The 13902-nt window shown below is 62.4% G+C and carries 15 protein-coding genes; 7 read left to right on the top strand and 8 right to left on the bottom strand.

Annotation, left to right across the window (positions count from 1 at the left end; all coding sequences use genetic code 11):
• Positions 1–113: 113 nt before the first annotated feature.
• Positions 114–734, bottom strand: a complete 621-nt coding sequence (locus tag PCO31010_RS00515) for a hypothetical protein (RefSeq protein WP_150662514.1) — start codon at positions 732–734, stop codon at positions 114–116.
• A 570-nt stretch (positions 735–1304) separates the two neighbouring features.
• Here PCO31010_RS00515 and PCO31010_RS00510 point away from each other — a divergent pair.
• The 7 genes from PCO31010_RS00510 to PCO31010_RS00480 all read left to right on the top strand — a co-directional run bounded on the left by PCO31010_RS00510 (position 1305) and on the right by PCO31010_RS00480 (position 7612).
• Positions 1305–2138 carry a DUF2092 domain-containing protein gene (locus PCO31010_RS00510; RefSeq protein ID WP_150662513.1) on the top strand — a complete coding sequence of 278 codons (834 nt, stop codon included), beginning with the start codon at positions 1305–1307 and terminating at the stop codon, positions 2136–2138.
• Between the two features lie 605 nt (positions 2139–2743).
• Positions 2744–2929, top strand: a complete 186-nt coding sequence (locus PCO31010_RS26530; RefSeq protein ID WP_174984110.1) for a hypothetical protein — start codon at positions 2744–2746, stop codon at positions 2927–2929.
• A gap of 113 nt (positions 2930–3042) precedes the next feature.
• Complete coding sequence (gene arfB / locus PCO31010_RS00500) at positions 3043–3459, top strand: alternative ribosome rescue aminoacyl-tRNA hydrolase ArfB (RefSeq protein ID WP_150663423.1); 417 nt, start codon at positions 3043–3045, stop codon at positions 3457–3459.
• Positions 3460–3582: 123 nt separating this feature from the next.
• Positions 3583–3870, top strand: a complete 288-nt coding sequence (locus PCO31010_RS00495) for a helix-turn-helix transcriptional regulator (RefSeq protein WP_246184368.1) — start codon at positions 3583–3585, stop codon at positions 3868–3870.
• 69 nt (positions 3871–3939) lie between these two features.
• A complete protein-coding gene (locus PCO31010_RS00490) occupies positions 3940–5235 on the top strand; it encodes a type II toxin-antitoxin system HipA family toxin (protein ID WP_150662511.1) in 1296 nt (431 codons plus the stop codon).
• 112 nt (positions 5236–5347) lie between these two features.
• Positions 5348–5968 (top strand): DUF2239 family protein, encoded by a 621-nt coding sequence (locus tag PCO31010_RS00485; RefSeq protein ID WP_150662510.1) that lies wholly within the window; start codon positions 5348–5350, stop codon positions 5966–5968.
• 213 nt (positions 5969–6181) lie between these two features.
• Positions 6182–7612, top strand: coding sequence for an MATE family efflux transporter (locus PCO31010_RS00480; RefSeq protein WP_217426120.1), 1431 nt, complete (start codon positions 6182–6184; stop codon positions 7610–7612).
• Here PCO31010_RS00480 and PCO31010_RS00475 read toward each other — a convergent pair.
• The 7 genes from PCO31010_RS00475 to PCO31010_RS00445 all read right to left on the bottom strand — a co-directional run bounded on the left by PCO31010_RS00475 (position 7510) and on the right by PCO31010_RS00445 (position 13895).
• Positions 7510–8724 (bottom strand): MFS transporter, encoded by a 1215-nt coding sequence (locus tag PCO31010_RS00475; protein WP_150662509.1) that lies wholly within the window; start codon positions 8722–8724, stop codon positions 7510–7512. The genes PCO31010_RS00480 and PCO31010_RS00475 overlap by 103 nt on opposite strands.
• A 372-nt stretch (positions 8725–9096) precedes the next feature.
• Positions 9097–9333: a ChaB family protein gene (locus PCO31010_RS00470; RefSeq protein ID WP_150662508.1), complete on the bottom strand. Its 237-nt coding sequence runs from the start codon at positions 9331–9333 to the stop codon at positions 9097–9099.
• A 29-nt stretch (positions 9334–9362) separates the two neighbouring features.
• Entirely contained in the window at positions 9363–9518 is a 156-nt protein-coding gene (locus PCO31010_RS00465) for a DUF3309 family protein (protein ID WP_072633275.1), read from the bottom strand.
• 345 nt (positions 9519–9863) lie between these two features.
• Positions 9864–10304, bottom strand: coding sequence for a PRC-barrel domain-containing protein (locus PCO31010_RS00460; protein WP_150573993.1), 441 nt, complete (start codon positions 10302–10304; stop codon positions 9864–9866).
• Between the two features lie 165 nt (positions 10305–10469).
• Positions 10470–10832, bottom strand: coding sequence for a BON domain-containing protein (locus tag PCO31010_RS00455; RefSeq protein ID WP_150662507.1), 363 nt, complete (start codon positions 10830–10832; stop codon positions 10470–10472).
• A 229-nt stretch (positions 10833–11061) separates the two neighbouring features.
• On the bottom strand, positions 11062–12012 hold the full coding sequence (locus tag PCO31010_RS00450; RefSeq protein ID WP_174984128.1) for a BON domain-containing protein: 951 nt from the start codon (positions 12010–12012) through the stop codon (positions 11062–11064).
• 332 nt (positions 12013–12344) lie between these two features.
• Entirely contained in the window at positions 12345–13895 is a 1551-nt protein-coding gene (locus tag PCO31010_RS00445) for a GGDEF domain-containing protein (RefSeq protein WP_150662505.1), read from the bottom strand.
• Between the last annotated feature and the right edge of the window lie 7 nt (positions 13896–13902).

Here is a 13902-nt window from a genome sequence, read left to right as displayed (position 1 = left end):
GGTGCTTACCGTATCGGGGGTATCGCGCCCCGGCAAGCCAACATGGGCCCTACCGGGGACACGACGGTCAATGCGACTGCGCGCTGCGCGGCGCAGCCGCCGGGTGACACAACTTAGGGCTTCGGGGCAGAAGCCGGTGCGGGCGGCACCCACTTCTTAGCGCGGCTCTTGGCTGACGGATCCGGCGTCACGGCCACGGCAACCGCTTCGGTGTAGTTCACCGTCACGGAGTCGCCCACCTTCACGCCTTCGAGCAGCTTCGGATCTTCCACGTTCACGTCGACCGTGCGGTTCGGGCCGCGCAGCGTCACGACATTCGACTTGCGGTCGATACGTTGCACCGTCGCTACGACCTTCAGATTGCGCGCGGCATCGGCGGCGGGCTTTTCACCCGGTGCCGCACGGTCGGCCCCTTCGGTCAGCACACGGCTGCGAATGCCGTCGCCCGGCGCAACGGAAATGGCCACCGAGCGCTTGAACGCCACGATGACTTTGTCGCCCTTGCGAATCTGTTCGAAATTCCGGACATCCGGGCCAACGATGAAAGTGACTGGCTTACCGTTATCGTCGGCTACCTGAATGGTGCGTTTCTTGACGTCCACACCCAGCAACGTGGTCCGGAATTCGACGACGTCGCCCGCAACGATCGGCGCCGGACGCGCCGCATCCTGTGCGTGTGCCAACGTCCCCAACGACAACAGACCGGCCAGAATCATGGCATTCGTGAGCTTCATGCTGAGTCCTTTTGTTATCGATGTATGCAAATGCCGAATGCAGATGCTGCAACCGGTTTTGCAAATTAGTTAATTATCCAAGCTAAAACACCGGGTATTCGCCGACTGCGTAAAAACCCGAATGTTTCCATCGGATAGTAACAAAATAATTCAAAGCTGCAAGTTTCTTTCGGATTGCATGCCAAATTTCATCATCGACTTACGTAATTAAAATTACGGACAAATTCTCACGCAATCCCTTAACAATCCCTAAACATGGGGACTGCAAATATCGTACTTTGATGTAGATCAGCACTTCTAGACGATTCATGGGGTAATAGATTTTCCTTTTGCATCGATTCGGATACAGCTTGTTACAAAATTATTCATAAGATTCAAGTAATTCTTAATCCGTTTGGACGATGGTTTCGCGGCTTGACAGTTTGCAATCCGAATCACTATTCTGATTTCACATACCTAGCACCATGCCGCATCGGTATTGCCTGAAGTTCATGTTTGCGCGCCATCCGGCGTCGCGTCCGCACGTGTTGGTCGTCCCGTTCAATTCCATCATTCGAATGAGGTCACACAGTGCTTTTTCCATTCTCCCGACGAAAAATCCGGCGACATTCGCCCCGCAGCGTCAAGCTGGTTCTGCTGACGGGCGCGCTGCTCGTCGCCGCGCCGGTATTGGCGCAGGCCCCCGAATCGGACAGCACTTTGCCAGTACAGGGCATGCCGGAGATGCAGCAAGGTGCCGTCGATGCGTTGACGACAATGAGTCGGTATTTGCGCTCGCTCAAACGATTTCAGGTACACGCGGATACCGTGACCGATGCCGTGTTGAGTACCGGACAGAATGTCGGCTTTCTTCACCAAACAGAGCTTTCTGTTCAACGCCCCGATAAGGTCCGTGCCGTTGTGACGGGTCAGGCGCGCAATCGCGGGTTCGTCTACGACGGCAAAACCTTCACCCTTTACCAGGAGTCGCAAGGCAAGCGGTATTTCAGTCAGGCAAGCGCCCCGCCGACGATCGACGAGCTGATTCGCGACATCGACGAGAAATATCAGGTCGGTATGCCGTTGGCCGATCTCTTCTATTGGGGCATGGACCCGGACGACGCCACGCAATTGCGTTCTGCCCTGTTCATCGGCCTTGACCGCGTGGGCGGCGAGTGGTGCAACCATTACGCGTTCCAGCAGCCCGATGTCGATTGGGAGCTTTGGATTCGGGTCGGTTCGCGCCCGCTGCCATGCCGCTTCGTGATTACGGATACGTCTCAACCGTCGCGTCCGCGACATTCCGTGAATTACCGCTGGGATGTGAATCCGACGTTCCCGTCAGGGACCTTCACGTACAAGGCCCCGGCTGGCGCGCAACGCATCGAGATGCGGCCGCCGTCCGCCGCTGGAGGTCAGCAATGAAGCGAACGACCTCTTCGGCAATCACATCGGCGACGGTGGGCAAACCCGGCATCCTCACTTTGGCTCGCGCCACGTGTCTTGCCACAGCGGCGGTGCTTGTCCTGACGTCCACGGCCAGTCATGGCTTCGGTTTTCGGGGCGGCGCGCGCACCAGCCTTCACGGTGGCGGCGGTGGTGGCAGTGGCTTCCACGGCGGTGGCGGGTTCCATGGCGGCGGAGCGCCGCAAGGCAACTTGAGCGGCGCCACGCGCGGTGGCGGTCCTGCGGGTGATGGCGCGATGCACGCCAACGGCGGCGGACAACCGCCCGGACCGGGACCTCAGCCGCATCCGAACCCCAGCCCAAATCCGTCACCCAATCCTGGCCCGCACCCGCCTGGACCTGGACCTGGACCTGGACCTGGACCTGGACCTGGACCTGAGCCGCACCCGCCCGGACCACCTCCCGGACCTGGACCTGGACCTGGACCTGGTCCGCACCCGCCCGGACCACCTCCCGGACCGGGGCCGGGGCCCGGGCCACATCCTCCGCCTCCTCCGCCTCCTCCACCGCCCCCACCGCCCCCACCGCCGTATTGGGGGTGGGGTGGTGGTTGGTATGACCCGGTGGCGGCCGCTGTCACGATCGGGGTGTCGGCAGCGATCATCGGCTCGACCGTTGCCTCGTTGCCGCCGAGTTGCGTGAGCACTGTCGTCAACAACGTTGCTTATCAGCGTTGCGGCTCGACCTGGTATAAGCCGGTCTATTCCGGCACCACCGTCCAGTTCGTCGTCGTGACCGCCCCGCACTGAAGCAGTCGTCTCAACGCGTATGTCGGCAGCGCCGGATGTCGTCTCCGGCGCTGCCGCATCGCTTTTTGGGTGTCGCTTGTGGGCGTCGCATCGGGAACGTTATGCTTGAGCCCATGAACCGTCGCATTCTTATCGCCCCCGAAGATGTCGAACTCACGGCCATGCGCGCGCAAGGCGCAGGCGGCCAGAACGTCAACAAAGTCTCCAGTGCCATCCATTTGCGCTTTGACGTCATGCGCTCGTCGCTGCCCGACGAGGTGAAAGCGCGCCTGCTCGCCCGGCTCGATCACCGCATTACGCAAGACGGCGTCATCATCATCAAGGCGCAACAACATCGCTCGCAGGAACTCAACCGCGCCGATGCGCTAGCGCGTCTTCAGGCACTGGTCGACGCCGCCGCCATCCCACCCCGCCGCCGCGTGCCCACGCGACCCACGCTCGCGAGTCAGGTACGCCGCCGCGATGCGAAACAGGAGCGCTCTCGCGTCAAGGCATCGAGAGGCAAGATACATTCCGGACATGAGGGTTAATGCTAATTTTTATTAGCATATGCGAGTAAAAGCTAATTTAAATTAGCTTATTTACATAAATCATCCGAAAGAATGCTAAGATAAATCATCATTTATCCTGAAAAGCACACGATGATGAGCTTCATGGAACCGCTAATCTCAGCACGTAAGGACGCTGGACTGACCCAGGCCGAGCTGGCCGATCAGGCCGGGCTGTCACGCATGACCGTGCAAAAAATGGAGTCGGGCGCGCTCGATCCACGTATGTCGACCCTACTGGAGACGGCGCGCGCGCTCGGTCTGGAACCGATGTTCGTGCCCGCGGCACTGCGCAAGGAAGTCGAAGCGTTTCTGCGCTCCGGCGGCAAATATCTCGCGCAGCCGAGCGGCGTGTCGGCCCCGCCCTCCATCGTGGAAACGCTTCGGGGGTAACCGACCCGACGGGCATTATCGGCACCACCGGCACCACCGGCGCACGACCGCCCGAACGAGACTCTCGCCATGAATATCAAGTACTTGCGCGCCTATCTGCACCAGCCGGACGGCAGCCGTCGCGCCATTGGCTATCTTTCGCAGTATGGGGATATCCTGCGCATGTCGTTCGATGAGGACTACATTGCGGACGCGCGGCGCCCCGTTCTCTCGCTCGCCTATCGCGGTGCCAACGAGACGGCGACCCGCGAAATTCTCGCTTCGCCGCAGGACGTTCGTCTCGTGCGCACCGATGGCCGCTGGCCTGTGTACTTCGAAAATCTGCTACCCGAAGGCCACAACCGCGAACGCCTCGCCGCCGAGCGTCATTGCAGTCCCGACGACGAGTTCGAGCTGCTCGCCGCCGCCGGTCATGACCTGATGGGTGCACTGGAAGTCGAACCGGTACCGCCGCGCGAAGGCGTGCCGGATGTCGTGCATCGCTGGCACACCGCATTGGGACTCGAAATGGTCGAACCCGGCTTCGTCGACACGCCGGTGGAAGATGCGGCATCGCTGCCCGGCGTCGTGACGAAGTTCTCCGCCATTCGCGACGGCCGCCGCTACATCGTGAAGCGTCAGGGGCGCGCGGGATCGGTCATTCTCAAGTTGCCGACCACGCGCCACCCCGATCTCGTCGAGAACGAATTCACCGGCTATCGGCTGTGCGAAGCCCTCGGTCTCGACTGCGCAAAAGCCGAAATCATCTCGCGGCACGACGCCGATCTGCCTGAGCACGTGCCCTTCGAGCACATCCTCGCGGTGCCACGCTTCGACCGGCTGCCCGATGGTCGGCGAGTACATATGGAAGAGTTCGCGCAGGTGCTGCAATACCCGCCGCGCAGCAAATACGGACGCGGCCTCGACGTCGACTACACCACGATGCTGCGCGTGCTCGATCAGCTCTCCGGCCAGCCCGTGCGAGACGTACGCGAGTTCATGCGACGCCTGATCGCATTCATCCTGCTCGGCAACACGGATGCCCATCTCAAGAACTGGGCGTTGATCTATCCCGACGCGCAGACACCACAACTCGCCCCCGTCTACGATCCGGTGTGCGTCGCCGCCTTCTTTCACGATGTGCCGCCCTCCCACTACGGCGTGAACCGGGCCATCGACAAGACGCTGCGCGCCTTCGACTGGTCCGCCCTCGAAGCGCTGCTCAAAGGCGCCGGACTGCTGCGCGTGGGGCGGCTGATGACGATTGCTCGCGAGACCGTTCGCGAAGCGCAAGCCGTCTGGCCCACCTTGCTCGACGATGCACCGGGCGCCGTCAAGGCCACCGTGCTGGAGCGACTGAACGGTGGCGTGGCGCTGACCGCCTGAAACACTGCCCCGCCACTCCGGTAAGAATATTACCCGGGTGATATTGCAATTAAAATAACACCCGGGTAATATTCGCCACATCGATCATCCGTCATCGTTATCGGAGTCCGTTGTGGCTACTCAATCTCTTGGCTATACCGTCTTTCGCGACAAGCGTCGCATCGCCTCCGGCTCACTTGCCGACGCCGCCATCGCCTATCAGCAGGCCGTGCTTGCCGACCCGCACGCGTCGGTCCTCATTTTCGACAACCTGACAGGCGACACGCGCGACGTCGACACACGCGGTAGCGCCGCCGACATCCGTGCGCGCTACCCCGCCGCCGTGACCGAGAACCCCGTCAGCGCCGACAGCGCGTCCGAACCGGACGACGCCCCCAAAGGCCGGGGCCGCCCGAAGCTCGGCGTCGTGGCGCGCGAAGTCACGCTGCTGCCGCGTCATTGGGACTGGCTCTCCGAGCAGCGCGGTGGCGCGTCCGTCGCACTGCGCAAGCTGATCGACGAAGCCCGCCGCGCGAACGCCGAGCGTGATATGCAACGTCGTGCGCAAGAGCGTTCTTACAGCTTCATGTCGACGATGGCGGGCGACCTGGCGCACTTCGAAGAGGCGTCCCGCGCGCTCTTCGCCAACGATCACGACGCACTGGCCCAGCGCATCGTCGAATGGCCCGAAGACGTGCGCACGCATCTGATGCGTCTCACATCCACCGACGATCTGGTCGACGCGCTGACCTGATCACGCCGTAGTCCATCGGCGCGAGGGGGCCGTCGCCCCCTCGCCGCCCCTCACGGTTCTCACTGATTTCACTGCTCACCGGGCGGACCGCCGTCCCGGATAGGCCTCGCTTTGCTTGTCGCTTTTGCGACACCCCTTTCGACGTCCCCCTTCCGACGTCCTTGTCCGACGTGTCCCGTCCGACGTTTGCGTTCTCACCAAGGAAAACGAACCATGACGCAACAACCCTCCACACCACCGCAGCCACCCAGGCCGCTCTGGAAAACCTGGCTTCTCATCGCCGTGCCGATGATGCTGACCAACGCGCTCCAGTCCATTGCAGGCACCGCCGACGGCATCTACCTCGGGCACCTGATCGGTACCGACGCGATTGCGTCCGTCTCCGCCTTCTTTCCCGTCTTCTTCTTTTTGCTGGCCATCGTGATCGGTCTGTCCGCGGGCGCAACCGTCATGATCGGTCGGGCGTGGGGCGCGCAGAATCGTGCGCTCGTGCGCAACATTGCAGGCACGGCGCTCGTGATGATGTTCGGCGCGGGCGTCGTGATCAGCGTGCTGGGCGGCTTGTTCGCGACACCGCTGATGCGCGTATTCGGCACCCCCGAGCCCGTGTTCGACGCGGCGACGCTATACGCCCGGTGGATGCTCATCGGCATGCCCGTCATCTTTACGTTGTGGCTGACGACGTCGATGAGCCGGGGCACAGGCGACGCGGTGTCTCCCCTAATCGCGCTACTGATCGCAACGCTGCTGTCGCTCGGACTGACACCGGCGTTCATCTATGGCTGGGGACCATTCCCGGCACTGGGTGTGGCGAGTGCCGTGGCGTCGACGATGATCGCGTTCACCGTCGCCCTGCTCTGGATGGCTTTCCACTGGCGACGCAAGGGTCATCCGCTGGCACCGGACGCCGATCTGTGGCGCGCGATTCGATGGAACCCGACGTTGGCGCGCGGCATCCTCCACATCGGCGTACCCGCAGCGATTCAGATGCTAACGATGGCGATTGCCGAAATGGTGCTGCTGAGCATGGTCAATCGGCACGGCGCGAATGCTACCGCCGCTTACGGCGCGGTCACGCAGGTGATGAGTTGGTTGCAGATGCCGGTGATGACGCTGGGCATTACGGCGTCGATCCTGTGCGCCCATGCCATCGGCGCAGGACGCAGTGAGCGCATCGGCGCTATCGTGCGCACCGGTCTGTTGTGCAATCTCGGACTGACTGGCAGCCTGATCGTGGTGATCTATCTGATCGCGCCGACGATCCTTCGCGGCTTCCTGACCGATCCCGACGTGCTGTCGCTCGCGACGCACCTGCTCTACATCGTCGCCTGGAGTGTGCTGGTGATGGGAACCACAGCGGTGATGACAGGCGCGATGCGCGCGAGTGGCCGCGTATGGGTGCCGACGCTACTCGGCATGATCGGGCTGTTGGGCATCGAAGTGCCCGCCGCGTGGATGTTCGAGCGGATCGCCGGACTCACCGGCATCTGGTGGGCGTATCCGCTCGCGTTCATCGCCATGCTGACGATGCAGGGCTTGTGTTACCGGGCCTTCCGGCGAGCATCGTGCCGCGCCCAGAAGAACATGACCATTCCGGCGCAGGAAAGCAAAGCACCGACCCAACCGGTCGACGTCCAGCCGTAACCCGCAGTGATCGCCACACCGCCGAGCCATGCGCCGGCGGCGTTGGCCATATTGAAGGCCGAATGATTCAGCGCCGCCGCCAGTGTTTGCGCCTCGCCTGCCACGTCCATCAGACGAATCTGCAATGCCGGGCCAATGATGATGATCGTGCCGATCGCCAGCACGTTCACCCCCGCCAGCCAGGGGCTCGACGACGTGAACGTGAAGGCCACGAGCAGCAACGCCGACCAGATCAGCGTGCCGCCGATAGCACGCATCAACGTAGCCGCCGCCACCAGACGCGGGCCGATGATCGTGCCACCGACCATCCCCACGCCGAACAGCGCGAGATAGAACGGCACCCACGACTCGGGCACACCGGCGACTTGCATGAGCGTCGGCTTGATATAGCTGAAGACGGCAAACATGCCGCCGAAGCCGATGGCCCCGATGCCCAGCGTGAGCCAGACCTGTGAGTTGCGCAGCGCATTGAGCTCACGCAGCGGACTTGCACCATGCGGCGCGGGCGCGTCCGGCACCCAGCGCCACACGAGCAAGGCCGTCAGCGTGCCGATCACACCCACCATCACGAACGCCGCACGCCAGCCCAGCCATTGGCCGAGGCCTGCGGCAATCGGCACACCGAAGAGTGTCGCGAGCGTGAGTCCCAGCATGACTTGTCCGACGGCATGCACGCGGCGATGCGGCGGCACAAGCGACGCCCCGACGAGCGCCGCCACACCGAAATAGGTGCCATGCGGCAGACCGCTGAGGAAGCGCAACACGATCAGCGAGAGATAGCCCGGGGCCAGCGCACTTGCGAAATTGCCAATAGCGAACATTGCCATCAGGGCGATGAGAAACGCGCGACGCGGTAGACGCACGCCAAGCACCGCGAGCAATGGCGCACCGATCACGACACCCAGCGCATAGGTGCTGATCGCGTGACCCGCCTGAGGAATGGTGATGTCCAGACCTTTGGCAACGTCGGGCAACAGGCCCATGATGACGAACTCGCCGGTCCCGATACCGAAGCCGCCCATGGCGAGCGCCACGAACGAAAGCCAGACAGGAATGGACGACGGGGGCAACGTTTCAGTCGCCTCGACGGGGAGGATTTGGGGGGAACTCATTGGGATTCGGAGATGACAGCAAGCGTGGATTTTACGCGAAGCCGTCAAAGTCTGCAGACTCACTGCGGCGTTGCAACATCATCAAAACGTCACAAATACGGGCAAATAGTCCATTTTTTGCACGCACCTGCCGCACTGCAATATGACCGGCGACGAACATTTCTCCAGAAACATCCCGCCAAGTATGCACACGCGTGCACGGCGCAAAAAAAAGCCGGCCCAGTGGGTGGGCCGGCAAGCTACGAATGCGCTCCGGTTGCGGGAACCGGATGCAGTCGTATTGGGGGTCAACGGGGAGTGACACATCGCGCGCGCTGCATGGATGCCACTGCGCAGCGCTTCATATCACTCCCCGGAACAACCGGTCAGTGCTCAGTGATGCTTCGAATGCCACTTCCCGGACTTGTCATCCTTTTCATAAGTCTGTTTCACGGCGCTCCATGCCACTTTGTGCGCCGTCTCTTCACGCGATTCATGACCGCGCCGCTCGCCAGGATCCTTGTACTCATCCCAGGCCGAATTGAACGCCTTGAGATAGATCTCCTGAGCGTGCGCGGGCAAGTTGTCTTTCACGCTTGCCGGTAAATCGTGAGTCTGTCGATACGGCATGACGAGTCCTCCTTGAATGGGGCTAATCGTCAGATATGCCCCATCACCACGAGCAACACCACAATCAGAACGATCAGTCCAAGACCGCCGGACGGGTAGTAACCCCATCCCCGGCTATGCGGCCACGCGGGTAATGCACCGACCAACAACAAAATCAGAACAATCAACAAGATGGTGCCAAGCATGACTTTCCTCCCTTGCCGATCTGACGACGACCGTTACCTGCCGGTCATCCGGGCGATCAGCACCCCGCCCCGTCCCAACCGCGCGATCGCTCGACATACTTGCCGGGCGGGCGCAGCGGGGGTTCTTCTACCGGCGGATCGAGCGGCCGGTCGGGCGGGGGCATCGGCGTCGGTTCGTCCTCATCAGGGGGCGACTTCGGCGGCGGTGTCCCCGGCGGCGTCCTCGGTGGTTTACCCGGCGGGTTGCCCGGGTCGTACGGCTCAGGCAAATGCCCGTCCAGTCGGGGGGCCTGCGTCAGCCAGCGAACATGATTAAGGCTCGGCATGAGCAAGGACTCGTACGGCTTAATGCCAATACGGGTCGACGGTGTAATACGTATGCACCTGCTCGGCCCAATGCATGTCGGCCATACTCGGCCAGTGATCCTTGTCGAACCCCGGCGCCTTCTTGAGGGCCTCTTTGTCGATGTTCAGGATGAAACGCTTGTTCTCCACGTCGAGCTGCAAGGCGTGCCACGGAATGGCGAACAGCTTGTCGCCCATGCCGAGGAACCCGCCAAAGGACAACACGGCGTAAGCCACGGTGCCGCGCTGGACGTCGAGCATGATGTGCTTGACCTTCCCCAGGCTCTCGCCTGCGGTGTTCACAACGTCTTCCGCGTCGAGCGTATCGGCCGCCATTACGGACGGGCCCGGCCCGTCGGGCAGCTTGTGCGATGCGCCCACGATGCGAGCGCCTGATTGACTGGTTTGGGGCGTCTGACCCCGGCCGGATTGCATAGTCATGATTCCTCCTTCGCTAATGAAGTCGAGGCGCGCATTTCAGAACAACGGCGGACAACTCACAGCGTCATCCCAATAAGGCGACTTCGACAGGGCGAGAGTGCGGTCTCTTTTACGTTGCGGCGACGCTTGTCGTGTGTCGCCGCAACGTCCTGCAATGACTGGCGCTTACTTGGCGGATACCTTGATGTCGTTCTTGACATCGACCACGCCGTCTACGCCCTTGACCGTATCCTCGACGAGGGTCTTCTGTGCCGACTCGGGCACCGAACCCGTCAGATGCACCACACCGTGGCGCGTTGTGACGTGGACCTTGGTCGACGGCACATCCTTCTTGGCGAGCAGCTCGGCCTTGACCTTGGCGGTCAGCGCCGAATCGTCGATCTTGCGGCCGGTATCGCTCATCACGCCGCTGGCGGTCGCGTTGTCGGCAATCTTGATGATCCCGCCCTGATCGAGCGCGTGGGCTGCGATGCCCGTGGTAGCAAGTGCACCCGCCATGATGAGTTTGAGCAGATTGGCTTGTTTCATTGTGTTGACCTCCCGAAATTGGCCGTCGCATCGTTGGCATTGCGTCGCATTGCCTTTGGGCGTCACCTCCTGCACGTCGAGCGTGCGGCGCCCATCCGACGACCGAGTCTTAGGTGATACATCCCCTCGCCCGGAGATGCCCGGTCTTGCCTCTTGGCCGACGTCTTCAGTGCTTTGCCTGTATCGCTGCACCTCGGATGCCGGTGTGTCCTTTATTCGTTTGTCCGCGCTAAATCTTGTGGCCTTCCTGGCTCTCGCCCGGGCGGCTCATCGCTTTCATACGCCGCTCGTGCAACCGGTTGTCGACGCCCTTTACGCCGTCGACCTTCTCCACTTCCGTCTGCACGACGTGTTGCATCCACCGTTCGGGCACATACCCCGTCAGCAGTACGAGGCCCGACGTCACGGTCACTTCGACGTGGGAGACGTCGAGGTCGACGGCACCGGACAACGACTTTCGAATCGCATCGTGTACCGCGCCATCGGCCCTAACGTCTCCACTCTCGTCTACACGCCCACCGCTACGGCCCCGACTCCCTGCTGCCTGTCCGGCTTCGCCCTCGATATCCTTGACGTTGCTGGCCTTCGCATTGCGCTTCACCGCATCCGCGACATCCATCGGGTCGACGCCAACCGTGCCTTCCGGCCAGTCGACCCGTTGCGACTGCGACGGACTTCTTACCGGCGGCACCGATCCGGAGGCATCCCGTCCCGTACCGGCATAGTCGTCGTGCGGGCCATAGGCGCTTTGCCGTCCGAATCGCGGATGCGCGCCCGGCGCTGCATCCGCCGGGCCGTAACCGCTCTCCTCGCCGTGAGCGATCTCCGGGGCATACCCGTGACCGCCCGCCCCACTTGTCGATGTCTGCGCGTCACCTTTGGACTTCGCGCGCTTCGGCGACGATGCACCCAACCATTCCGGCTGGCTTTGCTTACCCGCTTGCGCCGTTTGTTCGTCACGCGCTACGGACTGCCGGGCCTCGTGAGGCTGCGGCGAGTCCGCGTCGTCGGACGTCGACATCGGCGCACCATGCGTCTCGGCATCACCGTCTTCATGCGTCAGTGCGTGTTGCTCATGCTCCGACGGGTACTGCGTGCCGTCCTGCGTTCCTTCGCCCGCCAACCCACGCTTGTCAGTCTTGCTGGGCGGTGTTGGCGATGGGGGGTTACGCTTCGCCATGACTGACTCCTTGACTGCTATCCGTGCTGTTGCAACTCGCACCGGACCTGTTGAAATCGATTGTAGAGAGGGAGTTTCATTCAGCGAATCGGCGGAATCTGAAAGACGTGTAGGCGGGCGCTGGCAAAACGTATAGGGCGCGCACATCAATACGTCGAGGCGAAAATAATCGCCACAGGATCAAAGACTTACAGCCGTCTTTTGATCCTCTTGAAGAATGAGAGATTCGGGAGAAAATGCGGGCCGTGCAGCGCCGATCCGCACCCGTGGCAGGTGCGGAATCAGACAATTCCTACGAAGAGATGGAGACGACCAGCCCGAGGTGGACGGACTTACGATTCCAACGCCGCCACCGCATCGTCTTCGGAAGCGACGATCACGCGATTGCGGCCGGTGGCCTTGGCACGATAGAGCGCGCGGTCGGCCGCTTTGACTAGCATGTCGACGGATTCCCCGGCCTGTGGCTGTCGGCAAGCCACACCGATGCTCACCGTCACATGACCGAAGTCGCTCGACGCGTGGTCGAGATTGAGCCGGTCGACCGCGAGCCGGATTCCCTCCGCCACGCGCTGAGCGCCCGGTGCATCGGTGTCCGGTAGCACGGCAATGAATTCCTCTCCGCCGTAACGCCCGGCAGCATCCGACGGGCGTTGCAACGCCGCCCCGATGGCGCTGGCGACCGCAGCAAGTGCAGCGTCACCCGCTTGGTGCCCGTGCGTATCGTTGTAGCGTTTGAACCAGTCGATGTCGATGAAGGCGACGGCCAGCGAATGACCGGCACGGCGCATGCGCCGCCATTCCATGGCAAGGATCTTGTCGAGCGAGCGGCGGTTCGAGAGGCCGGTCAGACCGTCGGTACGAGCCAGAAGCCGTAATTCCCGCTCGGCCCGCAGGCGTCGCCGCAACTGGGCGGCGAGGAGTAGCGACGTCAGCACGAACCCCGCGTTGAGCAGCAGGAACAGTCCGCCGAACTCGAACACCCGCTTTCGCCACGGGGCGAGCGTCTCGTCGCTGGACGTCACGATGATCAGCGTGAGCGGCGCATTACTGAGGAAACGCCGGGACATCAGGCTGTCGCGTCCCAGAAAGCGAATGGGATAGATACGCTGATCGTCACGCCCCGGCGGCAGCGACTCGTAGCGGCCGGTCTGCGCCATCGTCAGCCCGATCACGCTTTCGTCGTACGGTTTGCGCATGAGAATTGCGCCGTCCTTCCCAAGCAGGAGAATCACCCCCTCGCGCCCGACCTCGATGTGGTCGAACAAATGACGGAAGTATTCGATATCTACGGCCAGCGACACGACCCCGGCGAACGAGCCGTCCGCGCGCGAGAGGCGTCGGCTGAGCACCATGGTCGGCGCGTTGCTGCGAAGGCGCGAGTGGATGAAGCCGCTCACGTATAGTCCGGCGTTCGAACCAGCGCGATGAACGCTGAAGTAATCCCGATCGGCAAAGTTAAACGGCCGCGGCACAGTGCTCTCCGCGTCGATAGCGATGTTTCCCTCGGCGTCGAGCACGACGAGCGACCCAATGTAACGCGACGCGCCCGCCCGCTCGAAGATCAGCTCACGGCGAAGTGCGGGTGCCATGGCCTCGACGTCGGGACGCGCCAGCAACTTAACGACCGCATCGAGGGAAGCCTCGTATAGCTGGAAGTTGAGCTCCAGATCCCGCTCCATCACTTCAGCGATGTTGCGCTGATTGTCGGCCGCACGGGCGAGTACCAGCAGTCGACCCTCGTAGAGCAACGCCACGGCCACCACCATGACGAGAATGGAGATCCCGACGCCGCTCCAGACGATGAGCGTCGGCGTGCGCGCCACCCAGCGCACCGCCGTTTCCAACGCGACGACAATCCGGGCCTGCAACCGATGCAGCGGCATACTTCAA

It is taken from the genome of Pandoraea commovens (assembly GCF_902459615.1).
Lineage (GTDB): Bacteria > Pseudomonadota > Gammaproteobacteria > Burkholderiales > Burkholderiaceae > Pandoraea > Pandoraea commovens.
This window is presented reverse-complemented; position numbering and strand designations above follow the sequence as displayed.